22 protein-coding genes are annotated in these 25,102 nt (G+C 71.5%); 11 read left to right on the top strand and 11 right to left on the bottom strand.

What is annotated here, in order from left to right; all coding sequences use genetic code 11:
* Positions 1-95 precede the first annotated feature (95 nt).
* The gene (gene aceE / locus M6B22_RS18620; protein WP_269443072.1) at positions 96-2,852 is read left to right on the top strand and encodes a pyruvate dehydrogenase (acetyl-transferring), homodimeric type; all 2,757 of its coding nucleotides are present in this window, start codon (positions 96-98) and stop codon (positions 2,850-2,852) included.
* A gap of 45 nt (positions 2,853-2,897) precedes the next feature.
* On the opposite strand, the gene M6B22_RS18615 is transcribed toward aceE, so the two are convergent.
* Positions 2,898-3,479 carry a pirin family protein gene (locus tag M6B22_RS18615; protein WP_269443071.1) on the bottom strand — a complete coding sequence of 194 codons (582 nt, stop codon included), beginning with the start codon at positions 3,477-3,479 and terminating at the stop codon, positions 2,898-2,900.
* 46 nt (positions 3,480-3,525) lie between these two features.
* On the bottom strand, positions 3,526-4,602 hold the full coding sequence (locus M6B22_RS18610; RefSeq protein ID WP_407935548.1) for a PHP domain-containing protein: 1,077 nt from the start codon (positions 4,600-4,602) through the stop codon (positions 3,526-3,528).
* Between the two features lie 36 nt (positions 4,603-4,638).
* Between M6B22_RS18610 and M6B22_RS18605 the strand changes: the two genes are divergently transcribed.
* From M6B22_RS18605 to M6B22_RS18575, 7 genes are all read left to right on the top strand, one after another.
* A complete protein-coding gene (locus M6B22_RS18605; protein ID WP_269443069.1) occupies positions 4,639-5,805 on the top strand; it encodes a PucR family transcriptional regulator in 1,167 nt (388 codons plus the stop codon).
* A 150-nt stretch (positions 5,806-5,955) separates the two neighbouring features.
* Complete coding sequence (locus M6B22_RS18600) at positions 5,956-7,128, top strand: acyltransferase domain-containing protein (RefSeq protein ID WP_269443068.1); 1,173 nt, start codon at positions 5,956-5,958, stop codon at positions 7,126-7,128.
* Positions 7,128-8,117, top strand: a complete 990-nt coding sequence (locus tag M6B22_RS18595) for a beta-ketoacyl-ACP synthase III (RefSeq protein WP_269443067.1) — start codon at positions 7,128-7,130, stop codon at positions 8,115-8,117. The genes M6B22_RS18600 and M6B22_RS18595 overlap by 1 nt, the downstream gene beginning before the upstream one ends.
* Positions 8,118-8,187: 70 nt before the next feature.
* Positions 8,188-8,427: an acyl carrier protein gene (locus tag M6B22_RS18590; RefSeq protein WP_269443066.1), complete on the top strand. Its 240-nt coding sequence runs from the start codon at positions 8,188-8,190 to the stop codon at positions 8,425-8,427.
* 129 nt (positions 8,428-8,556) lie between these two features.
* Positions 8,557-9,792, top strand: a complete 1,236-nt coding sequence (locus tag M6B22_RS18585; RefSeq protein WP_269443065.1) for a beta-ketoacyl-[acyl-carrier-protein] synthase family protein — start codon at positions 8,557-8,559, stop codon at positions 9,790-9,792.
* 13 nt (positions 9,793-9,805) lie between these two features.
* Complete coding sequence (locus tag M6B22_RS18580; protein WP_269443064.1) at positions 9,806-11,215, top strand: acyl-CoA carboxylase subunit beta; 1,410 nt, start codon at positions 9,806-9,808, stop codon at positions 11,213-11,215.
* Positions 11,216-11,313: 98 nt separating this feature from the next.
* On the top strand, positions 11,314-11,826 hold the full coding sequence (locus tag M6B22_RS18575) for a mycothiol transferase (protein ID WP_269443063.1): 513 nt from the start codon (positions 11,314-11,316) through the stop codon (positions 11,824-11,826).
* 5 nt (positions 11,827-11,831) lie between these two features.
* Here M6B22_RS18575 and M6B22_RS18570 read toward each other — a convergent pair whose 3' ends face one another.
* From M6B22_RS18570 to M6B22_RS18550, 5 genes are all read right to left on the bottom strand, one after another.
* Positions 11,832-12,326: a DUF3145 domain-containing protein gene (locus tag M6B22_RS18570; protein ID WP_269443062.1), complete on the bottom strand. Its 495-nt coding sequence runs from the start codon at positions 12,324-12,326 to the stop codon at positions 11,832-11,834.
* A 147-nt stretch (positions 12,327-12,473) separates the two neighbouring features.
* Positions 12,474-15,419, bottom strand: a complete 2,946-nt coding sequence (locus tag M6B22_RS18565) for a PKD domain-containing protein (protein WP_269443061.1) — start codon at positions 15,417-15,419, stop codon at positions 12,474-12,476.
* A 130-nt stretch (positions 15,420-15,549) separates the two neighbouring features.
* Positions 15,550-16,635, bottom strand: a complete 1,086-nt coding sequence (locus tag M6B22_RS18560) for an S-(hydroxymethyl)mycothiol dehydrogenase (RefSeq protein ID WP_269443060.1) — start codon at positions 16,633-16,635, stop codon at positions 15,550-15,552.
* A 39-nt stretch (positions 16,636-16,674) separates the two neighbouring features.
* The gene (locus M6B22_RS18555; RefSeq protein ID WP_269443059.1) at positions 16,675-17,283 is read right to left on the bottom strand and encodes a LysE family translocator; all 609 of its coding nucleotides are present in this window, start codon (positions 17,281-17,283) and stop codon (positions 16,675-16,677) included.
* Between the two features lie 9 nt (positions 17,284-17,292).
* Positions 17,293-18,009, bottom strand: a complete 717-nt coding sequence (locus M6B22_RS18550) for a helix-turn-helix transcriptional regulator (protein WP_269443058.1) — start codon at positions 18,007-18,009, stop codon at positions 17,293-17,295.
* A 122-nt stretch (positions 18,010-18,131) separates the two neighbouring features.
* Here M6B22_RS18550 and folE point away from each other — a divergent pair, with 122 nt between their 5' ends.
* Genes folE through M6B22_RS18535 form a run of 3 tightly spaced genes read left to right on the top strand, consistent with a single transcriptional unit; the run spans position 18,132 to position 21,069 of the window.
* Entirely contained in the window at positions 18,132-18,767 is a 636-nt protein-coding gene (folE, locus tag M6B22_RS18545; RefSeq protein ID WP_269443057.1) for a GTP cyclohydrolase I FolE, read from the top strand.
* A gap of 19 nt (positions 18,768-18,786) precedes the next feature.
* Positions 18,787-20,019, top strand: a complete 1,233-nt coding sequence (locus tag M6B22_RS18540) for an NAD(P)/FAD-dependent oxidoreductase (protein WP_269443056.1) — start codon at positions 18,787-18,789, stop codon at positions 20,017-20,019.
* A 9-nt stretch (positions 20,020-20,028) separates the two neighbouring features.
* Positions 20,029-21,069, top strand: a complete 1,041-nt coding sequence (locus M6B22_RS18535; protein ID WP_269443055.1) for a potassium channel family protein — start codon at positions 20,029-20,031, stop codon at positions 21,067-21,069.
* A gap of 5 nt (positions 21,070-21,074) precedes the next feature.
* On the opposite strand, the gene M6B22_RS18530 is transcribed toward M6B22_RS18535, so the two are convergent.
* The 4 genes from M6B22_RS18530 to M6B22_RS18515 are packed head-to-tail and all read right to left on the bottom strand — an operon-like array spanning position 21,075 to position 25,087.
* On the bottom strand, positions 21,075-21,899 hold the full coding sequence (locus tag M6B22_RS18530; RefSeq protein ID WP_269443054.1) for an NAD-dependent protein deacetylase: 825 nt from the start codon (positions 21,897-21,899) through the stop codon (positions 21,075-21,077).
* A complete protein-coding gene (locus tag M6B22_RS18525) occupies positions 21,896-23,074 on the bottom strand; it encodes a sulfotransferase family protein (protein WP_269443053.1) in 1,179 nt (392 codons plus the stop codon). The genes M6B22_RS18530 and M6B22_RS18525 overlap by 4 nt, the downstream gene beginning before the upstream one ends.
* Before the next feature lie 55 nt (positions 23,075-23,129).
* Positions 23,130-23,915: an SDR family oxidoreductase gene (locus M6B22_RS18520; RefSeq protein WP_269443052.1), complete on the bottom strand. Its 786-nt coding sequence runs from the start codon at positions 23,913-23,915 to the stop codon at positions 23,130-23,132.
* A 5-nt stretch (positions 23,916-23,920) separates the two neighbouring features.
* A complete protein-coding gene (locus M6B22_RS18515; protein ID WP_269443051.1) occupies positions 23,921-25,087 on the bottom strand; it encodes a hypothetical protein in 1,167 nt (388 codons plus the stop codon).
* Between the last annotated feature and the right edge of the window lie 15 nt (positions 25,088-25,102).

Here is a 25,102-nt window from a genome sequence, read left to right as displayed (position 1 = left end):
CTCACGGTGCCACCCTCCTACGTCGACTGCGCTGCGCTACCAAGCGGTAACCCACCTGCTGACCTTAGTGGCCCGCAGTAGAGCACACTGGAGGGGTGACACGCGACAGGTTCAGCATCATCACTGACGGTCTGCCCAGCCAGCTTCCGGACATCGATCCGGACGAGACGCGCGAATGGCTCGAGTCCTTCGACGCCGCCATCGACACCGACGGCCGGCAACGCGCCAGGTTCCTGATGCTCAAGTTGCTCGAGCGCGCGCGAGAGCGCCAGGTGGGCGTCCCCGCGCTGCGCAGCACCGACTACATCAACACCATCCCGCCCGAGCGCGAGCCGTGGTTCCCGGGCGATGAGGACATCGAGCGCCGCATCCGCGCGTACATCCGCTGGAACGCGGCGATCATGGTCTCCCGGGCGAACAAGCTGGTCGGCGTCGGCGGCCACATCGCCACCTACGCCAGCGCAGCCTCGCTCTACGAGGTCGGCTACAACCACTTCTTCCGCGGCAAGGACCTCGCCACCGGCACCGGCGACCAGGTCTACTTCCAGGGGCACGCCTCCCCCGGCATCTACGCGCGCGCGTTCCTCGAGGGCCGGCTCACCGAGCGGCATCTGGACGGGTTCCGCCAGGAGAAGTCGCACGCCCCGTACGGCCTGTCCTCCTACCCGCACCCGCGGCTGATGCCCGAGTTCTGGGAGTTCCCCACCGTCTCGATGGGCATCGGCCCGATCAGCGCCGTGTACCAGGCGCGGTTCAACCGCTACCTGCACGCGCGCGGGCTGGCCGACACGTCGAACTCGCACGTATGGGCCTTCCTCGGCGACGGCGAGATGGACGAGATCGAGTCGCTCGGCGCGATCGGCGTGGCGGCCCGCGAAGAGCTGGACAACCTGACCTTCGTCATCAACTGCAACCTGCAGCGGCTGGACGGTCCGGTCCGCGGCAACGGAAAGATCATCCAGGAGCTGGAGTCCTACTTCCGCGGCGCCGGCTGGAACGTGATCAAGGTGATCTGGGGACGGGACTGGGATCCGCTGCTGGCCAAGGACGGCGACGGCGTGCTGGTGAACCAGATGAACACCACGCCGGACGGGCAGTACCAGACATACACCGTCGAGACCGGCGCCTACATCCGCGAGCACTTCTTCGGCGGCGACCCGCGGCTGCGCCGGATGGTCGAGGACCTCAGCGACGACGACCTGCGCAAGCTGTCCCGCGGCGGCCACGACTACCGCAAGGTGTACGCGGCGTTCGAGGCGGCACGCAACCACGTCGGGCAGCCGACCGTGATCCTGGCCAAGACGATCAAGGGCTGGACCCTGGAGTCGTTCGAGGGACGCAACGCCACGCACCAGATGAAGAAGCTGACCAAGGCCGATCTGAAGGCCTTCCGCGACCGGCTGTACCTGCCCATCTCGGACGAGGCGCTCGAGGCCGACCTGCCGCCGTACTACCACCCGGGCGAGAAGTCCGACGAGATCCAGTACATGAAGGAGCGCCGCGCGGCGCTCGGTGGTGCGTCGCCGAAGCGGATCGTGCGGTCCAAGCCGCTCACGCTGCCTGGCGAGTCCGCCTACGCCGAGCTGCGCGCGGGCTCGGGCAAGCAGCAGATCGCGACCACGATGGCCACGGTGCGGCTGTTCAAGGACCTGATCAAGGACAAGGAGATCGGCTCGCGCTTCGTGCCGATCATCCCGGACGAGGCGCGCACGTTCGGCCTGGACGCGATCTTCCCGACGGCCAAGATCTATTCGGTGCACGGCCAGCAGTACGACGCGGTCGACCGCGATCTGCTGCTGTCGTACAAGGAGTCCAAGACCGGCCAGATCCTGCACGAGGGGATCAGCGAGGCCGGCGCGCTCGCCTCGTTCACCGCCGCTGCCACGTCCTACTCGACGCACGGCACGCCGATGATCCCGTTCTACATCTTCTACTCGATGTTCGGGTTCCAGCGCACGGGCGACCAGTTCTGGGCGCTGTCGGACCAGCTCGGCCGGGGCTTCGTGCTCGGCGCCACGGCCGGTCGCACCACGCTGACCGGTGAGGGGCTGCAGCACGCCGACGGCCATTCGCTGCTGCTGGCCTCGACGAACCCGGCGTGCGTCGCCTACGACCCGGCCTACGCCTTCGAGGTGTCCTACATCGTGCAGGACGCGCTCAAGCGGATGTACGGCATCGGCTCCTACGACACCGCCGAGGTGAGCGAGCACGACGTCTTCTACTACCTGACGATCTACAACGAGCCGATCAACCAGCCGGCGCAGCCCGACGACCTGGACGTCGAGGGACTGCTGAAGGGGATCTACCGGTATGCGCCCGCCAACGACAATCCGAACAACCGCCCGCGGGCGCAGGTGCTCGCGTCCGGTGTGGCGATGCCGTGGGCGCTGGACGCGCAGCGCGAGCTGGCCGACGAGTGGGGCGTCGACGCCGACGTCTGGTCGGTGACGTCCTGGAACGAGCTGCGTCGCGAGGCGATCGAGTGCGAGCGCGCCAACCTGCTCGCCCCGGCGGAGGAGCCGCGCACGCCGTACGTGAGCGCCAAGCTGGCCGACGCGGAGGGCCCGTTCCTCGCGGTGTCGGACTACATGCGGGCCGTCCCGGACCAGATCTCGCGCTGGGTGCCAGGTGAGTACAACTCGCTGGGCACCGACGGGTTCGGCTTCGCGGACACCCGGGGGGCTGCCCGGCGCTTCTTCCACGTCGACGCCCAGTCGATCGTGGTCGGCGTGCTGGAGCAGCTCGCCAAGCGCGGCGAGGTCAAGGCCGAGGCGCCGCAGGAGGCGTTCGACCGCTACCGGCTGCTCGACGTGAACGCGGCGGGCACCGGCACGATCGGCGGCGACAGCTGATCTGGCTTGGCCCGGTAGCAGGGCGCCGGCCGGCGTGTCGCCCTGCTACCGGGCCAAGCGCACGACGAGCACCGCGCCCGAGCCGCTGAGGGTCACCAGCCCGTCCGCCCGCACGCTGTCGCCGGCGCGCAACGCCACGCCGTCGTCCGCCGGCCCGCTGTTGCAGCCGAACGCGCCGCGTGCCACGAACAGGTGCGCTCGCGGCGCGCTCACCCGGGCGGCGCCGTGCACGAGGTCGAGGGACGTTCCGGCACCGGCCAGCCAGGTCGTCTGCACGAACCGCAACGGCGTGTCCCCGCCGTTCGTCTCCCGGTGCCGCAACCCGTCGGACGCGTCCTGCCGCAGCAGTTCGCCCTGCGACACCAGCCGCTCGTCCGTATCGCTCTCGTGCCGCAGTACCCCGTCCAGCACGAACGAGACGATCTCGACGCCGCGGTGCGCGTGCCAGTCGAAACCGGCGCCCGGTTCGACCAGGTGCTCGTCGACGCCGAGCACCGACCCGAACGAGAGGTTGTCCGGGTCGTAGTGCGAGCCGGCCGAGAAGCAGTGCCACGAGCGCACGCCGGGCAGGTCGGTGCGGTACCGCTCCCCCGCGCGCAACACGGTGAGCCCGCCGAACCGCTGCATCGACCCATCGTGCCAGGCGGACGACGGGTCGCGGACCGGATCCAGGTCAGCGTGCGGGGACGCTCCGGCCGGCGGTCCAGGCCAGCAGGTCGGCAATCGCCCAGCTGTTCACCACCTGCGAGACGTCGACCCCGCACCGGGCGGCACGCTCGCAGCCGTTGCGCTGCCAGTCGAGCTGGCCGGGCGCGTGAGCGTCGGTGTCGATCGAGAACAGGCAGCCGGCCTCCACGGCCAGCCGCAGCAGCCGCTTCGGCGGGTCGAGCCGCTCCGGCCGCGAGTTGATCTCGACCGCGACCCCGAACTGCGCGCAGGCGGCGAAGACGAGCTCGGCGTCGAACTCGGACTCCGGCCGCTTACCGCGTCCCCCGGTCACCAGCCGCCCGGTGCAGTGGCCCAGCACGTCGGTGTGCGGGTTCGAGATCGCCGCAACCATCCGCGGCGTCATCTCCCGCGCCGGCATCCGCAGCTTGGAATGCACGCTGGCGACCACCAGGTCGAGCCGGCCGAGCAGCGACGGCTTCTGGTCCAGCGTGCCGTCCTCGTTGATGTCCACCTCGATGCCGGTGAGGATCCGGAACGGCTCGGCCGCGCCGGCGGCGGCCTCGGCAGCGAACGTCGCGTTGAGCTCGGCCACGACGTCCAACTGCTGCTCGAGCCGCTCGGCGGTCAGCCCGTGGGCGACCGTCAGCCGCGGCGAGTGGTCGGTGAGGACGAGGTACTCGTGACCGAGACCGCGAGCGGTGCGCGCCATCTCCTCGATCGGCGAGCCGCCGTCGGACCAGTCCGAGTGCGCGTGGCAGTCACCGCGCAGCGCGGCCCGGATCGCCGCCGTCGACTCGTCCAGCGGGGTGTCCTCGGTGGCCAGCAGCCGGCGCAGATAGACCGGCTCCTCGCCGGCCGACGACTCGGTCACGCAGCGGGCGGTGACGTCGCCGACGCCGGCCAGCTCGGTGAGCGTGCCCGCCGCGGTGCGCTGGGCGAGTTCGGCCGCCGGCAGCGCCGCGATCGTGCCGGCCGCGCGCCGGAACGCCTTCACCCGGTAGCTGGGTTCGAGCGCGCGCTCGAGCAGGAAGGCGATCTGCTTCAGGTCGGCGACGGGATCGCGGGGATCGGCCACGGTCATCACCGTAGCGATGCGCCTGCGTGGGAGGCTGCTCCGGTGAGATCCGGTCTGCGCGAGGACACGATCCGCCGCATCGAGCAGGCGACCGGCCGGCTCGCCACGCAGAGCGTGGCCCGAATGGACGACGAGCTCGTCTGGTTCCGCGAGCTGCCCGCCGACCAGCGGTCCTGGGTGACGCTCGTGGTGCAGGCCGGGCTGCAGTCCTACGTCGACTGGCTGCGGTCTCCTGACGACGTGCTGCGGCTGACCGGCGAGGTGTTCGCGGCCGCCCCGCAGGCGATGGCGCGCTCGGTCACCCTGCAGCAGACCGTCGAGCTGGTCCGCGAGTCGATCCTCGTCGCCGAGGAGCAACTGCCGCTGCTCGCCGGCCCGGACGAGGCCGAGATCGTCAGCGAGGAGCTGCTGCGGTTCAGCCGCGAGATCGCGTTCGCCTCGGCCCGGGTGTACGCGACGGCCGCCGAGTCACGCGGCTCGTGGGACGACCGGCTCGAGGCCCTGGTGATCGACAGCCTGGTGCGCGGCACCGACATCGGCGATCCGCTGCCGAGCCAGCTGGCCGCCCTGGGCTGGCGGGCCTCCGGGCCGATCACCGCGATCGCCGGCACGCAGCCCGACGGCGGCCGGTCCTCGCGCGATGCCCTGGACGAGGTGCACGAGCTGACCCGCCGGTTGGGCCTGGACGCGCTCGCCGGCGTACACGGCAACCGGCTGGTGATCGTCTTCGCCGGCGCCGCCGACCCCGCGGCGGCCGCCGCGCAACTGGTGCCGCTGTTCGGCGAGGGCCCGATCGTGATCAGCCCGGAGGCGAGCGAGGTGACCGCGGCCAGCACCGTGACCCGGGCCGCGCTGAGCGGGCTGCGTGCCGTCGTGGCGTGGCCGGCGGCACCGCGGCCGGTGGCGGCCGACGCGCTGCTGCCGGAGCGGACGCTGGCCGGCGACGAGCTGGCGCGCGAGGCGCTGCTGGAGGCCGTGTACCGCCCGCTGGTGGCCGCCGGCGAGGTCCTGGTCCGGACGGTGAGCACGTTCCTGGAGTCGGGGGGTGCCCTCGAGGCGACCGCGCGAGCGCTGTTCGTGCACGCCAACACCGTGCGCTACCGGCTGCGCCGGGTCACCGACGTGTGCGGCGAGAGCCCGACCGATCCGCGCGGTGCGTTCACGCTGCGCCTGGCGCTCACGCTGGGCCGGCTGGACGAGACCGGCTGAGGCGTTCCGTTTGGGACGACCCCACAATGGTTACCGGCCAGTCGCGCACAGTTCCCCTTCAGATTTGGAGCTATCCTACAAACCGGCGCGGTCAAACGCTGTCCGTGTCGCCGTCGCGGTGCCGACCCGCCGCACGAGATGGTGGATGCCGTGATCGCCGTTTTCGCACCGGGCCAGGGTGCGCAGAGTCCCGGGATGCTGGCGCCGTGGCTGGAGCTGCCGGGAGTCCCGGAGCAGGTCGCCGAGCTGTCCGAGGCCGCCGGACTGGACCTGCTGCGGCTCGGCACGACCGCCACCGCCGAGGAGATCAAGGACACCGCGGTCACCCAGCCGCTGATCGTCGCGCTGGGCGTGATCGTGGCCGAACGGCTGGGGCTGGAGTCCGACGCCGAACGCGTGGTCGCGGGCCACAGTGTGGGCGAGCTGACCGCGGCCGCCGTGTCCGGCGCGCTCACCGGCGCCGAGGCGGTCGGCCTCGCGGCCCGCCGCGGCAGCGAGATGGCCGCGGCGTGTGCGCTCACCCCGACCGGGATGTCCGCGCTGCTGGGAGGTGACCCGGACGAGGTGGCCGCGGGCATCGAGGCAGCCGGTCTCGTCCCCGCCAACCGCAACGGCGCCGGCCAGATCGTCGCCGCCGGCGCCCTGGACAAGCTGGCCCAGCTTGCGGCGGCGCCACCGGCCGGTGCCCGCGTCCGCCCGCTCGCCGTTGCCGGGGCGTTCCACACGCACTACATGGCACCGGCCGAGACGGCGCTCGCCGAGTTCGCCGCCACGCTGCGCATCGCCGACCCGCGGCCGATCCTGCTGTCCAACGCCGACGGCGCCGCGGTGGTCACCGGCGCCGAACTGATCGCCCGGCTGGTGCGCCAGGTGACCCTGCCGGTGCGCTGGGACCTGTGCCTGCGCACCTGCCGCGACCTGGGCGTCGGTGCCGCCATCGAGCTGGCCCCCGCCGGCACCCTCACCGGCATCGCCAAGCGCGAACTCACCGGGGTCGAACTGCTCGCGATCAAGTCCCCCGACGACCTGGACCGCGCCCGCCAGCTGATCGAGAACCACGGGCAGTACGCGCAGGGCGAGCACGTCCCGGACTTTCGCATCGTGGTCACGCCGGCCAAGGGCGTGTTCACCCGCGCCGACGGTCTGGACGAGGGCCGCGACGTCGCGCGCGGCGCCACGCTCGGCACCATCGCCACCAACCGCGAGCAGCACGAGATCCTCGCGCCGCAGGCGGGCGTGCTGACCGAGTGGCTGCGTGCCAGCGGCGACATCGTGCCGGCCGGGCTACCCGTCGCCCGCATCCACAGCGGGGCGGACCTCTGATGGCCACGACGCTCAGGGGAACCACGACACTCAAGGGCACCAGCGGCCCGTCCGGCTCCCGGATCCTCGGGCTGGGCCACTACCGGCCGGCCAACGTCGTCACCAACCACGACCTGATCGCCCGCGGTGTCGACACCGACGACGAGTGGATCAAGTCCCGCGTCGGCATCGCCGAGCGGCGCTGGGCCGACCCGGGCGAGACCGTCATCGACATGGCCGAGGCCGCGGCGAGCAAGGCGCTGGCCACCAGCGGCGTGGCCACCGGCGAGGTCGACCTCGTGCTCGTCGCCACCTGCACGATGCCCGAGCCGATCCCGGCCGCGGCACCGCAGCTGGCCAGCCGGCTCGGCATCGTCGCGCCCGGCGCGTACGACCTGAGTTCGGGCTGCTCCGGCTTCGAGTACGGGCTGGCGGCAGCCGACGCCGCGATCCGCGCCGGCCAGGCCCGCAACGTGCTGCTCGTCGCCTCCGAGCGGTTCTCCGGGTGGCTGGACATGAACGACCGCAGCACCTGCGTGATCCTCGCCGACGGCGCCGGCGCCGCCGTGATCGGCGGCTCGGAGCAGCGCGGGATCGGCCCGATCGTGTGGGGCAGCGACGGCGCCCAGTTCGACTCGGTCGCCATCGACGCCGAGAGCCGGTTCTTCCGCCAGGAGGGGCAGGCCGTCTACCGCTGGGCGACCGGGTCCATGGCGCCGATCGCGATCGAGGCGTGCCACCGCGCCGGCATCGAGCCGCGCGAGCTCGCCGCGTTCGTCCCGCACCAGGCGAACCTGCGCATCATCGACGCCATCGCGCGGCGGCTGGACATCCCGGACACGATCGTGGCCAAGGACATCGTGACGTCCGGCAACACCTCCGCCGCGACGATCCCGCTGGCGCTCTCGCGCATGGTCGAGCGCGGTGAGATCCCGTCCGGCGCCCCGATCCTGCTGCTCGGCTTCGGCTCCGGCCTGGCGTACGCAGCCCAGGTCGTCCTCGCTCCGTAGGCTTGCTAGCGCGCCGTCCGCTGTGGCCGGCGCGCCCCCATCGCAGTACCCCACCAGAAAGGGAAATCACGTGGCCAGTGCCGACGAGATCCGAACCGGACTCGCCTCCATCCTGCAGGAGGTCGCCGACGTCTCGCCCGAGGACGTGTCCGACGAGAAGAGCTTCACCGATGACCTGGACGTCGACTCGCTGTCCATGGTCGAGGTCGCGATGGCCGCCGAGGAGCAGTTCGGCGTGAAGATCCCGGACGACGAGCTGCCCAAGCTCAAGACCGTCGGCGACGCGGTCAAGTACATCGAAAGCCACTGAGGGCGACCCACACGCGATGAGCTCCCCCGCAAGCGGGCGGTATCCCCGGCGCGAGCTGGGTAGGCACTCGCTGCGCCGTCAGGCGCTTGGCGCGACGACCCCCCGCGCCAGCGGGGGGAAGGAGATCCAATGAGTGCTCGCCATGAAGCAGTTGTCGTCACCGGGTTGGGTGCCACCACGCCGATCGGGGGCGATGTTGCGACGTTCTGGGCCGGCCTGCTCGCAGGCCGGTCCGGCGTCGTGGCACTGACCGGCGATCGCTACGCCGACCTGTCCGTGCGCATCGGCGCGCCGATGGCCGTCGACCCGGCCGAGGTGCTGCCGCGGGTGCAGGCACGCCGGCTGGACCGCAGCGAGCAGGCCGCGATGGTCGCCGCACGCCAGGCCTGGGCCGACGCCGGATTCGAGGGCAAGGCCGCCGAGGCGGGGCTGGACCCGACCCGGGTCGCGGTCGTGATCGGCACCGGCATCGGCGGGGTGACGTCGCTGCTCGCCCAGTACGACATCCTGCTCGACAGGGGCCCGGACCGGGTGTCGCCGTTGCTGATCCCGATGAACATGCCGAACGGCCCGGCCGCCTACGTCGGTCTGGACGTCGGCGCGCAGGCCGGCGTGCACACGACGGTCTCGGCGTGTGCGTCCGGGTCCGAGGCGATCGCGCACGGCCTCGACCTGATCCACCTGGACCGCGCCGACGTCGTCGTCGTCGGCGGCACCGAGGCGTGCATCCACCCGCTGAACATCGCCGGCTTCGCGAAGATGCAGGCGATGTCCCGCCGCAACGACGAACCGCAGCGTGCGTCCCGCCCCTGGGACAAGGCGCGTGACGGGTTCGTGCTGGGCGAGGGCGCCGGCGTGCTGGTGATCGAGCGCGCCTCCTCGGCCGCGGCACGCGGACGCACGCCGTACGCGGTGCTCGCCGGCGCCGGCATCACGTCGGACGCGAAGGACATCGTGGCTCCGGACAAGGCCGGGCAGGTGCGTGCCCTGCGCGCGACGGTGGAGCGGTCCGGGCTGTCCTACGACGAGGTGGTGCACGTCAACGCGCACGCCACGTCCACACCGGTCGGCGACATGGGCGAGGCGTCCGCGCTCGCCGAACTGTTCGGCGAGGACACCGTGGTCACCAGCACCAAGTCGATGACCGGTCACCTGCTCGGCGCGGCCGGCGCGATCGAGGCGATCGCCACCGTGCTCGCGGTGCGTGAGGACCTCGTCCCGCCGACGATCAACCTGGACGACCCCGACGACGAACTGCGCGTCGACGTCCCGCGCGAGCCCCGCAAGGTGACCGTGACGGCGGCGATCAACGACTCGTTCGGGTTCGGCGGCCACAACGCGTCACTGCTGTTCTGCAAGGCCTGAGGAACTGCAGGCCGTGACCGCGCTCGCCGAGTCGCCGGCCGCAGTCGATCCGCGCGACCCCGAACTGCGCCTGGGCGCCCTGTTCGACGCCGGGACGCTCGAGTTGCTGCGCCCGCGCGATGACAGCGGTGCGAGCGCGGGGCGCGGCCTGATCAACGGCGCGCCGGCCATCGCGTTCTGCACCGACGCGACGGTCATGGGCGGCGCGATGGGTGCCGAGGGCTGCGCGCACATCGTGGACGCGATCGACCTGGCGGTGCGCGAGCGGGTGCCGGTGCTCGGGCTCTGGCACTCCGGTGGCGCACGGCTCGCCGAGGGCGTGCTCGCCCTGAACGCGGTCGGCCTGGTGTTCCAGGCGATGATCCGCGCGTCCGGCCGGGTGCCGCAGCTCTCGGTCGTGCTCGGCGCTGCCGCCGGTGGCGCGGCGTACGGTCCGGCGCTCACCGACCTGGTGATCATGTCGCAGAGCGGCCGGGTTTTCGTGACCGGACCCGACGTGGTGCGCTCGGTGACCGGCGAGAACGTCGACATGGAATCACTCGGCGGCGCCGACACGCACGGCAGGCGCAGCGGCGTGGTGCACATCGTCACCGACACCGAGGCGGAGGCGATCGCCGCGGCCCGCGAGGCGAGCACGCTGTTCGCGCAACAGGGCGGCTTCGACCTCTCGCAGGTCGGCCCGGACACCGACCTACGGGCCATGCTGCCCGACAACCCGAAGCGGGCCTACGACGTGCACCCGCTGGTCGGTGCCGTCCTCGACGACGCGTCGTTCCTCGAGCTGCACGCGAAATGGGCGCCCAACATCGTCACCGGCCTCGGCCGGCTGACCGGCCGGACGGTCGGGGTGATCGCGAACAACCCGCTGCGCCTGGGCGGTTGCCTGGACTCGCCATCGGCGGAGAAGGCGGCGCGGTTCGTGCGCATGTGCGACGCGTTCGGCATCCCGCTGCTCGTGCTGGTCGACGTCCCCGGCTACCTGCCCGGCGTGGGCCAGGAGTGGGACGGCATCGTGCGACGCGGCGCCAAGCTGCTGCACGCGTTCGGCGAGGCGGTCGTCCCACGCGTCACGCTGGTGACCCGCAAGACGTACGGCGGCGCCTACATCGCGATGAACTCGCGATCACTCGGCGCGAGCCGGGTGTTCGCGTGGCCCGGCGCGGAGGTCGCCGTGATGGGCGCCTCGGCGGCGGTAGGAATCTTGCACCGCAAGAAGCTGGCGGCGGCGCAGCCCGGCGAGCGCGAGGCGTTGCACGCGCAACTGGCCGAGGAGCACGAGCGGATCGCGGGCGGTGTCGGGCGGGCGATGGAACTCGGCGTCGTGGACGAACTGCTCGACCCGTCGCGGACCCGGGCCGCGCTCGCCGAGGCACTCGCCGCGGCTCCCACCGGGCGCGGCGCGCACGGCAACATCCCGCTCTGAGCGCGTCCCGGCCCGGCCACGGTCCCGTGATCGTTCCCGGACCCGTCACATCGGGGTGTGGTCGCGGCGGGATTGTCCGCCCGGGATAGCGTGGAACCATGGCGACGACAGCGCAGCTGTTGATAGACGGCTTCACCCGGATCAGCGACAGCGTGCATCGCGCGGTCGACGGACTGGACGCCGAGCAACTCGCGTTCCGCGTCGACCGCGAGGCGAACTCGATCGGCTGGCTGGTCTGGCACCTGAGCCGCGTGCAGGACGATCACGTCGCCGAGGTCGCAGGCACCGAGCAGGTCTGGCTCGGGCAGGGCTGGTCGGACCGGTTCGGCCTGCCGTTCGACGTGCACACCGTCGGCTACGGGCAGTCGTCCGAGGAGGTGGGCCAGGTGCGCGTCGAGTCCGCCGACCTGCTGACCGGCTACTTCGACGCGGCGCACCGGCAGACGATCGACTACGTGCGACAACTGAGCGACTCGGACCTGGACCGCTTCGTGGACACCGCGTGGGATCCGCCGGTCACGCTGGCAGTGCGGCTGGTCAGCGTCATCAGCGACGATCTGCAGCACGTCGGGCAGGCCGCCTTCGTCCGCGGCATCGTCACCCGCCGGTAGCGGCCCTACACCACCTGGTGCAGCAGGGTCACCGGGGCGCCGTCACCACCGAAGCGGTACGGCTCAAGTTCGGCGTCCCAAGCCGAACCGAGTAGCTCCTCCAGCCCGTGCCGGTAGTCGTCGGCGTTCTTGGCGCGCGAGAGCAGGCCGCGCAGCCGCTCCTCACCGACCACGACGTCGCCGTTCGCCGAGATCATCGAGCGGTGAAAGCCCCGGCCGGGAACGTAGGCGAGCCGCTCGCCGTCGCTGGCCCAGGTCGCGTCCTCGGTCACCTCGAAGACCAGCATCGGCCAGGCGCGCAGCGATGCGGCCAGCCGCGCGCCGGTGCCGATCGCACCGGTCCAGGCCGCCTCGGCGCGCAGGTGCTGCGGGGCGGCCGGCTGTCCGGTCCACTCCAGCCGCGCGGGCCGGCCGAGCACGCCGGCCAGCGCCCACTCCACGTGCGGCGCGATCGCCGACGGGACACAGTGCAGGTAGACCACGCCGCGGGTCGCGGGCATGGCCCGGCCAGGCACCCCAGTGCGGGCATTCGACATCACACACCTCCGACTCGACGGCGACGCCTTCCCCAGCGGTCCGTCCCAGGTCACGAGATGCGTACGCGGTCATTGTGACCCATGTGGCCGCTGTTGCGCCAGTTCTTCGACTCAGACTCCCGCGGAGCGGTCGGTGACCGCGAGGTTGTCGAAGCTGAAGCTGACCGGCGCGTTCGTCACCGTCGACGCCAACCCGGCCTGGATACCGATCGAACCAGCACCCTGCAACGACGGCTCGGAATCAGTACCCGAGATCACCGGCGCCACCGGCTCCACCGAACCCACCGGCCACACCGACCCGGACACCGCCGTCACACCCGCACCGGACACATCAAAACGCACCCGCAACAGCTGACCCGGCGAGTACGTCAAACCCTTCACCAGCACCTCCCCCAACGTCCGCTCCGCACCGGCAACCACCCGCGACCACGCCAGATGCACCACCCCACCGGACAGCAACCGCAGCTTCAACCGGTAATCCGAGGACCCCGAACGACGAGCCATCAACACCACCGTGTCACCGCTACCGGTCGCCACCTTGTCCACGCCCACATCGACCAACAGATCCACATCCGCAGCCGACACCGACCCCAACAACACAGTCGGACCCGACCCCGCCGACGGCACCCGGATCTGCCCCACCCCGGCCCCCACCGAGAACAGACTCGAGGACCCGACCCGCGACCACACGCCACCCACATCAGCCGTGCCCCACCCACCGGACACCGACCGCCCGAACCCATCCGCCGCAACCGCCGAACCAGCCGGCGCCGAAACGGTCACCGCGTGCGTCACCGCGCCCGTCGCGCCACCGCCGTCGGTCACCGTCAAGGTCACCTGGTTCGTGCCGCCAGCAGCATAGGAATGCGTCGGCGCCACCCCCGACCCCGTCGCACCATCACCGAAATCCCAGGCATACGAGGAGATCGAGCCGTCCGGATCAGCTGAACCCGACCCGTCGAACGAGCACCCGAGTTGATCACACGAGGACGTGAACGCGGCAACCGGCGGCTGATTGGCCGGCGCCGATACGGTCACCGCGTGCGTGACCGCGCCCGTCGCGCCGCCGCCGTCGGTCACCGTCAAGGTCACCTGGTTCGAGCCGCCAGCAGCGTAGGCGTGCGTGGGCGCCGCCCCCGAGCCGGTCGCACCATCACCGAAGTCCCAGGCATACGAGGAGATCGAGCCGTCCGGATCAGCTGAACCCGATCCGTCGAACGTGCACGCCAACCCCGTGCAGGACGAGACGAAGGCGGCGGTCGGCGGCTCGTTCGCCGGCGGCTGACCCGGACCCGACGTGTCGGTGACCGCGAGGTTGTCGAAGCTGAAGCTGACCGGCGCGTTCGTCACCGTCGACGCCAACCCGGCCTGGATACCGATCGAACCAGCACCCTGCAACGACGGCTCGGAATCAGTACCCGAGATCACCGGCGCCACCGGCTCCACCGAACCCACCGGCCACACCGACCCGGACACCGCCGTCACACCCGCACCGGACACATCAAAACGCACCCGCAACAGCTGACCCGGCGAGTACGTCAAACCCTTCACCAGCACCTCCCCCAACGTCCGCTCCGCACCGGCAACCACCCGCGACCACGCCAGATGCACCACCCCACCGGACAGCAACCGCAGCTTCAACCGGTAATCCGAGGACCCCGAACGACGAGCCATCAACACCACCGTGTCACCGCTACCGGTCGCCACCTTGTCCACGCCCACATCGACCAACAGATCCACATCCGCAGCCGACACCGACCCCAACAACACAGTCGGACCCGACCCCGCCGACGGCACCCGGATCTGCCCCACCCCGGCCCCCACCGAGAACAGACTCGAGGACCCGACCCGCGACCACACGCCACCCACATCAGCCGTGCCCCACCCACCGGACACCGACCGCCCGAACCCATCCGCCGCAACCGCCGAACCAGCCGGCGCCGAAACGGTCACCGCGTGCGTCACCGCGCCCGTCGCGCCACCGCCGTCGGTCACCGTCAAGGTCACCTGGTTCGTGCCGCCAGCAGCATAGGAATGCGTCGGCGCCACCCCCGACCCCGTCGCACCATCACCGAAATCCCAGGCATACGAGGAGATCGAGCCGTCCGGATCAGCTGAACCCGACCCGTCGAACGAGCACCCGAGTTGATCACACGAGGACGTGAACGCGGCAACCGGCGGCTGATTGCCGGACGGCGGCGCCCAGATGTCCACGATCGGTGCGGCGCTCGCGGCCGCTCCCAGCGGCGCGAGCCCGTACGCGTCCTCGAGGGTGCGCAGCAGGTTGTAGTGGTTGATCGTCTCGACGTAACTGCCGGGCACGACGCCCTGGCCGGTGATGATCGTCGGGATCTGGTTCGGCGACGTCCCCTCGTCCTCGTCGAAGGTCAGCACGAACACGCTGTTGTGTGTCTGCGCCCATGTGATGTACCCGCCGAGGTTGTTCTGCAGCCATTGATCGCCCTGCGCCACCGTCCCGTCGTGCATGTCGTTGTCCAGGTTCGGGATGACGAACGAGACCTCGGGCAGCAACGAGTAGTCGGTCGGAAAGGCAGTGAACGGCTGGTTGGTCGACGCAGCCAGGTTGCTGAAGTTCACCCACGGCGCGTGCTTGCGCGCGTACTTGCCCGAGCCACAGCCGGTGTAGCCGACGCTCGGCAGCGACTCGGAGTAACCCGCGAAGCCGAATCCGGCCGCGATAAGTTGCGAGCCGAGGTCGCCGGCGGTGTAGGTGTGCGGGCAACTGTCGTCGGTGAGGCCCTGCGTCGAGCCGGAGAACAGCGCGAGGTAGTTCGGCTGGCTGGGATGCGTCTCGGCGAACGACTGGGTGAAGTCGGCTCCCGCGGCGGCGAGTGAGTTGATGAACGGGGCGTTCGGGCTGCCGAGAACGGTGCCGAAGCCGCGGTTCTCCTCGACCACGATCACCACGTGGTCCGGACGCGGGACCGCCGCGGTGGCCGCTGCGGCCGGCGCGGCGGTGAGCGCTTGCACGCTGACGCCCGCCGAGGCCGCGAACGAGACACTCACCAGCAGCCTGAGCAGCCGAGAACCGCGCATAGCTGACACCCCCCACCGTGCCGACCTGTGAGGGTCCGACGGTAGGCCGACCATGACCGGCCGGACCAGTTCGGTCACACGAGCGCAGCGAAAACCGGGACCAACTACGACGAAGCGTCGTCCGTTCCGATCAGAACACGACAACGCTGCGCAACACGTCGCCGCGCGACATCGCGGCGAACGCCGCCTCGACGTCGCCCAGGCCGATCGTCTCGCTGACGAAGCGCTCCAGCGGCAGCCGGCCCTGCAGGTGCAGGTCGACCAGGAGCGGGAAGTCGCGCGAGGGCAGGCAGTCGCCGTACCAGGAGGACTTGAGCGCGCCGCCGCGGGCGAACAAGTCCAGCAGCGGCAGCTCCAACTGCAGCTCCGGCGTGGGGACGCCGACGAGCACAACCGTGCCGGCGAGGTCACGAGCGTAGAACGCGGTCCGGTACGTCTCTGGACGGCCGACCGCGTCGATCACGACGTCGGCACCGTGGCCACCGGTCAGCGCGCGGATCGCCTCGATCGGGTCGGCGTCACGGGAGTTCACGGTGTCGGTCGCGCCGAGTTCACGCGCGGTGGCGAGCTTTCGTTCGTCCACGTCGACAGCGATGATCCGCGAGGCGCCCGCCAGTCGCGCACCGGCTACGGCAGCGCCGCCCACGCCGCCGCAGCCGATCACCGCGACCGAGTCGCCCCGGCCGACCGCGCCGGTGTTGATGGCGGCCCCGAGCCCGGCCATCACGCCGCAGCCCAGCAGCCCGGCGACCTCGGGACGCACCGACGGGTCGACCTTGGTGCACTGGCCCGCGTGCACGAGGGTCAGTTCCGCGAACGCGCCGATGCCGAGTGCGGGCGACAGCGGCGTGCCGTCCGCGAGCGTCATCGGCCGGCTCGCGTTGAACGTGTTGAAGCAGTACCAAGGGCGGCCGCGCCGGCAGGCCCGGCAGTTGCCGCAGACCGCGCGCCAGTTCAGGATCACGAAGTCACCGGGGGCGACGGCACTGACGCCGTCGCCCACGGACTCGACGACACCGGAGGCCTCATGGCCGAGCAGGAACGGGAAGTCGTCGGAGATGCCGCCCTCGCGGTAGTGCAGATCGGTGTGGCAGACGCCGCAGGCCTGCACGCGCACCAGCGCCTCGCCGGGCCCGGGGTCGGGCACCAGCACCGTCTCCAGCCGAACCGGCTCGCCCTTGGCGATGCTGACGACCCCGCGAACCTCGTGTGCCATCGCCCGATCATGCCTTCTGCGCGGCACGACCGACAACGCTCAGGACTCGGTGACCAGCCGGACGCCGAAGCCGACGAGGATGGCCGCGGTGAGCGCGTCGAGCCGGCGGCGCACCCGCGGCGTGCTCATCCACGCCGTGACCTTGGCGGCCACGCCGAGCAGGACGACCCAGTACAGCGCGGTGAGCACCACGAAGATGGCCCCGAACAGCAGTGACGTGGCCCCGACCGGGTAGCCGCGCGGCACGAACCCGGGCAGGAAGGTCACGAAGAAGACGCCGACCTTCGGGTTCAGCAGGTTGGTCAGCAGCCCGGCCAGGTAGCCGGTGCCGAGCACTCCACCGCGGCCGTGCGCCTGCTCGGTGCGCCCGCGCGTGCGCCACGCCTGCACGCCGAGCCACACCAGATAGGCGGCGCCCACGACGCGCAGCACCTCGTAGCCCACCTCGCTGGCGCGCAGCAACGCGGCCAACCCGAGGGCCGCCGCCGCGACCCAGACGGCGAGGCCGCACAGGTTGCCGAGCGCGGTGACCAGTCCTTGCCGGCGTCCGCCGCGCATGATGCCGCGTACCACGACGAGGGTGTCCGGCCCGGGGAGCAGCACGATCAGGACGGCGGCCAGCGTGAAGGCGGCGACGGCGACGAGCACGCGTCGATATTACGTCGCCGCGCGCGCCGCCGGGGCGATCCGGCGCTCCGGATCGCTCGACAGGCGGACGCAGCACTGCCCCTCGCACGGGGCGAGCACGGCCTTGACGGCGTCGGCCTGCAGCCCCTCGAGCACGCCGGACAGGAACGCGTGGTTCAGCCCGCACACCAACTCCGGCGCCGCCTGCGCGAACGGGTGGAACGGGCAGTTGCGCAAGATCACCTGCTGCCCCTCACGGGCGGGCGAGAATCCGTGCCGCTCGAGCAGCGCCGCGGCCAGGCCCAGCGCCCGCTCGGCGCCCATCCGGCCGGGACGTACCCTGTCGCGCTCGTCACGGCCCATCCGGGTGCCGCAGTCCCGCGCCACCCGCAGCACGCTCTGCTCGGCCCGCTCGTCCGGCTGCTCGTCGAGCACCGCGGCGAGCAGGATCTCGGCGAGCGTGCCGTGCTCACGCGCCGGCACGCACACCTGCACGTCCTGCCCGGACGGCTCGTAGAGCCGCGGTGCCCGGCCGACGCGGCCGGATCCGGTGCCGATGCGCGAGGTGACCAGCCCGACGGCGACGAGCTTGTCCAGGTGAAAGGCGGCGAGCTTGCGGCTGATGCCCACCGCGGCGGCGGCGGACTCCCGGCTGACCGGCGCGCCCGCGTCCCGGACGAAGGTGAACAAGGCAGCGCGCACCGGATCGTCGAGCGCCGCGATCGCGGCGACGGACCGGACATCCACGCTGCCAGCATAAGACCTACGACCGCTAGTGAAACAGTGTCGAAGCAAACCCTTGACGGGCGCATGGCAATTACGGAAAGATTGGTTATCTAAATAGGCACGCGATGGCCAAGGAGGCGACGATGACGAGCCAGCCCGTACTGACCGACCGGGAGGCCGCCGCGACGAACGTGCGGCCGCTGCACGTCCCCGCCCCCGCCAGCCAGGTCGACCTGGCGGCCGCCGAGCACGCCGCCGCCGACCTGCTGCACGCGCTCGGGATCAGCACCGACACCGAGAGCCTGCGCGGCACGCCCGGCCGGATGGCCCGCGCGTACGCCGAACTGTTCACCCCGCCCGCGTTCGACCTGACCACCTTCGACAACGACGAGGGCTACGACGAGCTGGTGTTGGCTCGGGACATCCCGCTTCGCTCGGTCTGCGAACACCACCTGCTGCCGTTCGTCGGGGTCGCCCACGTCGGGTACCTGCCGGGCGCCCGCATCGTCGGGTTGTCCAAGCTGGCCCGCGTGGTCACCCACTTCGCCTCCCGGCCGCAGGTGCAGGAACGGCTCACCAAGCAGATCGCGGCCCTGCTCCAGGCAGAGCTCGCACCCAAGGGCGTCGGCGTCGTGATCGAGGCCGAGCACACCTGCATGACACTGCGCGGCGTGCGCGCTGCCGGATCGTCCACGGTGACCTCGACCCTGCTCGGCACCCTGCGCGATGATGCACGTAGCCGCCAGGAGTTCTTCGCATTGACCGAGCACCGAGTGTGAACGCGGAAGGGACAGGCAGATGAGCGCACCGCAGAACATCGTCGTCGTCGGCGGAGGGCTGGCGGGCGGCAAGGCCGTCGAGGCACTGCGCGCCGCCGGGTTCACCGGCTCGCTGACGCTGGTGGGCGACGAGGCGCACCTGCCCTATGAGCGGCCGCCGCTGTCCAAGAGCTATCTGGCGGGCAAGAGCGCGTTCGAGGACGCCGTGGTCCACCCGCGCGAGTGGTACGACGAGCAGCACGTCGACCTGCGCCTGCACTGCCACGCGACCTCGCTCGACCTCGCTGCCCACGAGGTGACGCTCGGCGACGGAGCCAGGCTGCCGTACGACAAGCTGCTGCTCGCGACCGGCGCGCTCCCGCGGCGCCTGGACCTGCCGGGCGCCGCCGCCGCGAACGTGCACTACCTGCGCACCCGCGAGGACTCCGACGCGATCCGCTCGATCTTCGGCCCGGGCCGGCGGATCGCGATCGTCGGTGGCGGCTGGATCGGGCTCGAGGTGGCCGCGGCCACGCGCGATGCCGGAACGGAGGTCACCCTGGTCGAGATGGCGGACCTGCCGCTGCTCGGCGTGCTCGGGCCCGAGGTGGCGCAGGTGTTCGCGGACCTGCATCGCGACCACGGTGTCGACCTGCGCCTCGGCGCCACCTTGGAGGAGATCACGGTCGACGACAACGGCACGGCGACCGGCGTGCGGCTCGGCGACGGCGACACGGTTCCGGCGGTCGCGGTCGTGGTCGGCGTCGGCATCCTGCCGAACGTGGCCCTCGCCGGTGCCGCGGGCCTGACGCTGAACAACGGCGTCGAGGTCGACGCCGCCCTGCGCAGCAGCGACCCGGACGTCTACGCCGTCGGCGACATCGCGAACCACGACCACCCCGTCCTGGGCACCCGGGTGCGTGTCGAGCACTGGTCCACCGCTCTCAACCAGCCGGCCACCGCCGCGCGGGCGATGCTCGGCGAGGACGTGCAGTACACCAACCTGCCGTACTTCTTCAGCGACCAGTACGACCTGGGCATGGAGTACGTCGGTTACGCGCCGCGCGGCTCGTACGCGCAGGTCGTCGTGCGCGGCGACCTCGGCTCCCGCGAGTTCGTCGCGTTCTGGCTCGACGGCGAGAACCGGATCAAGGCGGCGATGAACGTCAACGTGTGGGACGTGCCGGACGCGGTGAAGCCGCTGATCGCCGAGGGCCGGGCGGTCGACCCGGCGCGCCTGTCGGATCCCGCGGTGGCCTTCGCCGACCTGTAGAAAGTAGGCGTGAGCAGGAGATCGCGGCTGCGCGAGGCGCTGAACGTCTCCGCGCTGAACCTCGTCCTGCCGAGGAACGACACCGGGCCCGGGCGGATCCTCGCGCGCCGGCTGCTGATCGCACTGTCGGTGCTGCTGATCTCGACCGTCACGGTGTTCCTGCAGCGCGGCGGCTATCACGACGTCCGCGGCAGGTCGCTCGGGGTCATCGACTCGCTCTACTACGCGACGGTGTCGCTCTCGACGACCGGCTACGGCGACATCACCCCGATCTCCACGTCCGCACGCGTGGTGAACGTCGTGGTGATCACCCCGCTGCGGCTGCTGTTCCTGATCGTGCTGGTCGGCACGACCATCGAGGTGCTGACCGCGACCGTCAGCCACCGCGCTCGCGCTCGCCGTTGGAGGGCTGCCGTGAAGGACCACGCAGTGATCGTGGGATACGGGACGAAGGGGCGCGCCGCCGCGACCGCGCTCGTCGACGCCGGCTGCACGATCGAGCAGATCGCGGTCATCGACCTCGACCCGGCCGGCGTCGCACAGGCCGCCGACGACGGGGCGACCGCGATCTGCGGCGACGCCACGCGCACCGCGGTGCTGCACCAGGTCGCGGCCGAACGGGCCGCGCGGGTCATCATCGCGACCGACCGGGACGACACCAGCGTGCTGGTCGCACTCACCGTCCGCCAGCTCACCGCGTCGGCGACGGTGGTCGCCGCGGTCCGGCACTCGGAGAACGCCGCGCTGCTTCGTTCGGCAGGCGTGGACGCGGTCGTGGTGTCCGCCGAGGCCGCCGGCCGGCTGCTCGGGATGTCGGCCAACTCGCCGGCGACCGCGGACCTGATCACCGATCTGCTCGACTCGGCCACCGGCCTCGAGTTGATCGAACGCGATGCCGGGCCGGCCGACACCGGCCGTGTGCTCGCGCCGGCCGACGAGACGCTGCTCGGGGTGGTGCGCGGTGGCAGGCTGGGGACGCAGGGCGAGAGCGAGGCGATCACCGTGCAGCCGGGTGACCGGCTGGTGATCGTGCGGCACGTGCTCGAGTGAGGCGGTCAGTCGGCCAGCGCGCTGAGCACCTCGCCGAGCGCGCCGTCGACACGCACCGTCGCCAAGTCGTCGCCACGCGTCGCGCCCTGGTTCACGATCGCGATCGGCGTCGCGCGCCGGGCGGCGTGCCGGACGAAGCGGAACCCGGACAGCACGGTCAGTGACGATCCGAGCACGAGCAGGGCGGCGGCTTCCTCGACGGCCTGGAAACAGCGGTCCACGCGCGGCCGCGGAACGTTCTCACCGAAGAACACGACGTCCGGCTTGAGCGGTCCGCCGCCGCACGCGGCGCAGTCGAGCATCACGAACCCGGCGAGCTGGTCGTCGGCGAGCTCGGCGTCACCGTCCGGGTTGACCGCGGCGACCTCGGCGTCGAACTCCGGATTGGCCGCGCGCAGCCGCGCGTCGAGCTCGGCGCGCGGCGCGCGGTCGTGGCACGCCAGGCACACGGTGCGGTCCAGGCCACCGTGCAGCTCCACGACGTCCCGCGCTCCGGCCCGCTGGTGCAGTCCGTCCACGTTCTGGGTGATGATCGCCTCGACCCGTCCGCTGCGCTGCAGCGCGGCGACGGCACGGTGCCCGCGGTTCGGTTCGGCGCCGCTGATCTGCCGCCAACCGAGGTAGCTGCGCGCCCAGTAGCGGTGCCGCGCCGCCGCGTCGCCGACGAACGCCTGGTAGGTCATCGGGGCGTGCCGCCGCAGCGCGCCGCTCGGGCCGCGGTAGTCCGGGATGCCCGACTCGGTCGACAGCCCCGCGCCGCTGAGCACCACCACGCGCCCCCGTTGCACGAGCTCCCGCAGCGGGGTCAGCGTCTCGGTCGCAACACTCACCCGTCCATGGTGCCCGGCGCCGGCCGGTGGGTGGCGACGTAGTCGGCGAACCGGGCGTCGACGTCGGCGCCGGTCAACCCGAAGTCGGCAAGGGTGTACCGATGCGCCGGCGCGCGTGCCCCGGCCCGGGACGCGGCGTCCTCGGCGGTAACGGCCGCACGGACCTGCTCGTCGAACGGCAGGCCGAACGCCGCGTACACGCCCGCGACCGTGCCGACCGGGTCACCCACCAGGTCCTCGTACTGCACGTCGACGAACCGGTCCGGGTCGTGCCGGGCGCGGCTCGCTGCGAACAGCGCTGCGCCCCGGGCCAGCAGGTCCAGCTGGTCCGCTCCGAGCGTGCCGCCGACGAACCGGGTCGAGTGCCCGCGGGTGGCCAGCGCGGACAGGCTGCAGCTGGACGCAACCGCCACGCGCGGGTCGCGATGAGTCTGCACGATCAGCGCGTCCGGGTACACCGCGAGCAAGGCGTCCAGCGCGAACAGGTGGCTCGGGTTCTTCAGCACCCAGCGCTTCCCGGCGTCGTTCAGGCCGATCAGCTGCAGGTTTCGCCGGTGCCGCGCGTAGGCTGGCGTCCAGTTCTGCCGGGCCAGCCAGGCGGAGTAGCCGGGCACGTGCGCGAGCGATTCGTACGAGATCGACATCGCCGACTGGCGCAGCAGTTGCCAGCACTCCTCCACCGTGTCCGCGGCGATGTAGTGCACGCCGGCGAACTCCGGGTTGGCGGCGTGGAACTGCTCGAACCCGTGCTGGATGTGCTGGAAGATCGGGTTGTCCGGCCAGCTATCGCGCGGCGGCCGCGGCTGGGGCACCTCGCACAGCCACTGCTCCAGGCCCTGCGCGGCAGGGTCGGCGCACAGCAGCCGGTGCAGTGCGGTCGTGCCGGTGCGTGGCAGCCCGGTGACGAAGATCGGCCGCTCGATCGGGACGTCGGCCGACGCCGGATACTGCGTCCACGCCGCCTCGCTCAGCAGCCGCGCGACCAGCGCGCCACGCAACTCCGCGCGCTTGATCTTGCAGCCGAGCGGGGTGAGCTCCTCGTCCTCGGCGTACGAGTCGAGCAGGGTGGTCAGGCCGGTGCGGTAGCTCACGTCGCCGAAGTCGGACAGCCCGGTCAGCTGCGCCGCCGACGCCTGCAGATCCGCAATGGTTCCAACGGAAATTCTTTCGGTCATTCGGGGCCCCCGCGGAAAGGTCGGAGCGTTCTGTGCGACAAGCCTTTCGTGGGGTCTAGTGGTGATACTCGCCGCAGTTGACGTCGAGGCAGTGCCCGGTGATGCCGCGGGCGAGGTCGGAGGCCATGAACACCACCGCATCGGCAATCTCGTCCGGAACGGGCAACCGGCGCAGGTCGATCGTCGCGGCGATCTCGTCGTGGACGACCTGCGCGTCGACCCCGCGCTTGCCGGCGAGGTAGCCGAAGTAGTTCTGCAGCGTCTCGGCCCAGATCCAGCCCGGCGCGACCGAGTTCACCCGGACCCCGCGCGGCCCGAACTCGCTTGCCAGGCACTGCGCCAGCGCCAGCAGCGCGGCCTTGGTCATCTTGTACGCGCCGTAGGGCTGGCTGGAGTGACGCAGCACCGAGGAGTTGATCATGACGATGTTGCCGCGCGACGCGGCCAGGGTGGGCAGGAACAGCCGCGACAGGCGCAACGCCGCGAACACGTTCGTCTCGAACCCGGCGCGCGCGGCGTTGAAGTCGACCGTCTGCAGCGGCCCGAGCGGCGGCACCGCGAACGCGTTGCTGACCAGCGCGTCGACCTGTCCGTACTCCCCGACCGCCGCGTCGAGCAGGTGCTGCGCCGCGGCGTCGTCGTTGATGTCGGTGGGCACCACGAGTGCGCGGCGGCCGAGCGCGCGGACACCGGCGGCCACCTCTTGCAGCCGGGGCTCGGTGCGGGAGGCGAGGACGAGGTCGGCACCGGCCCGCGCGCACTGCTCGGCGATCGCGCGGCCCAGCCCGGGACCGACACCGGAGATCACGACGATCCGGCTCGCGAGCACGCTCCCCGACACGTGGGCTAACCCAGCATCCGGTCAGCGACGGAGGCCTGGCGGGCGGCGATGCGCTCGCGCCACTCGCCCGGCGAGATCCGTCCGTGCGGGTGGTGCGGCAGCACGCTCGCCAGTTCGTCGAACGCGACCTCCTGCACGATCGGCCCGTCGGCGGCGGTGAACTCGCGCGACGTGCGCTGCCACCGGAGCTGCAGGTAGCCACGCGGATGGCCGGTGCACTCGAGCCAGTTGGCCAGTCCCGGGTCACGCTCGCTGACGACGAAGCGGATCATCGCGTCCGGGTCGTGCCGCGCCTGCTGCGCGGTCAGCGAGGTCTGGTGGTTGGCGAAGTCCATCGACAGGTACCACATCGAGCCGAGTTGGAAGCCCTGGTACGGGGCGTCGGACACCGGCACCGTGATCACCAGCGCGCGGTCGTCGGCCAGTTCGTAGTGACCGACCGACGAGTACTGGGTGGCCAGTCCGCCCGGCGTCAGCCGCGGCTCGGTCATCGTGTTGGCCGGCAGCTTCAGGTAGAACCACTCGGGGAAGGCCAGGAAGGTCTTCAGCTGCGCCACCAGTGTCTTCGCGGCTGCGGCGAACCGCTTGTCGTACAGCCCTTCCGGCGGAGTCGCCGGCGCGCGCCCGATGCGGTCGGTGCGTTGGATCCGGATCGACCCGGCGCGGCTCGTCCAGTCGCTGAACACCTCGCGCACCAGCAGCATCGCCGCGCCCGGCCCCAGCACGAAGTAGTTGGCGCCTGCATCCGCACCGGCCGGCCCGAAGCGCAGCTGGAAGGTCCCGTCGGCCGCAATCTCGAGCTCGCGGTCGTCGAACGCCGACAGGCTCTGCGGCACCTCGGCCGGCGTGTAGTCGCCGTTGAGCACCTGAAAGCTCAGGTCCGCCGTCGTCCCGCGCCGCCCGGTCACCACGTACTCGGCGTCGTCGCGGATCCGCGCGCTGAAGTACAGCGTGTCCGGGTTGTCGAGACCGACCTTGGTGTACGGCGTGGCGGACCGGACGAAGTGCGGGAACTCGTGATCGCGCGACCACGCCGAGGCGATCGCCTGGCGCACCATCCCGGCCAGGTAGTCGTAGCCCTCGCGCAGATCCTGCTCGGTGCGCACGTGCGGTGCCGACTCGATCAGCTTCTCCGCCTCGACGATCGCGTCCGCGAGAACCCCGGTGAGCATGGCCCTCAAACTAGA

Source organism: Jatrophihabitans cynanchi, from assembly GCF_027247405.1.
GTDB lineage: Bacteria > Actinomycetota > Actinomycetes > Mycobacteriales > Jatrophihabitantaceae > Jatrophihabitans_B > Jatrophihabitans_B cynanchi.
This window is presented reverse-complemented; position numbering and strand designations above follow the sequence as displayed.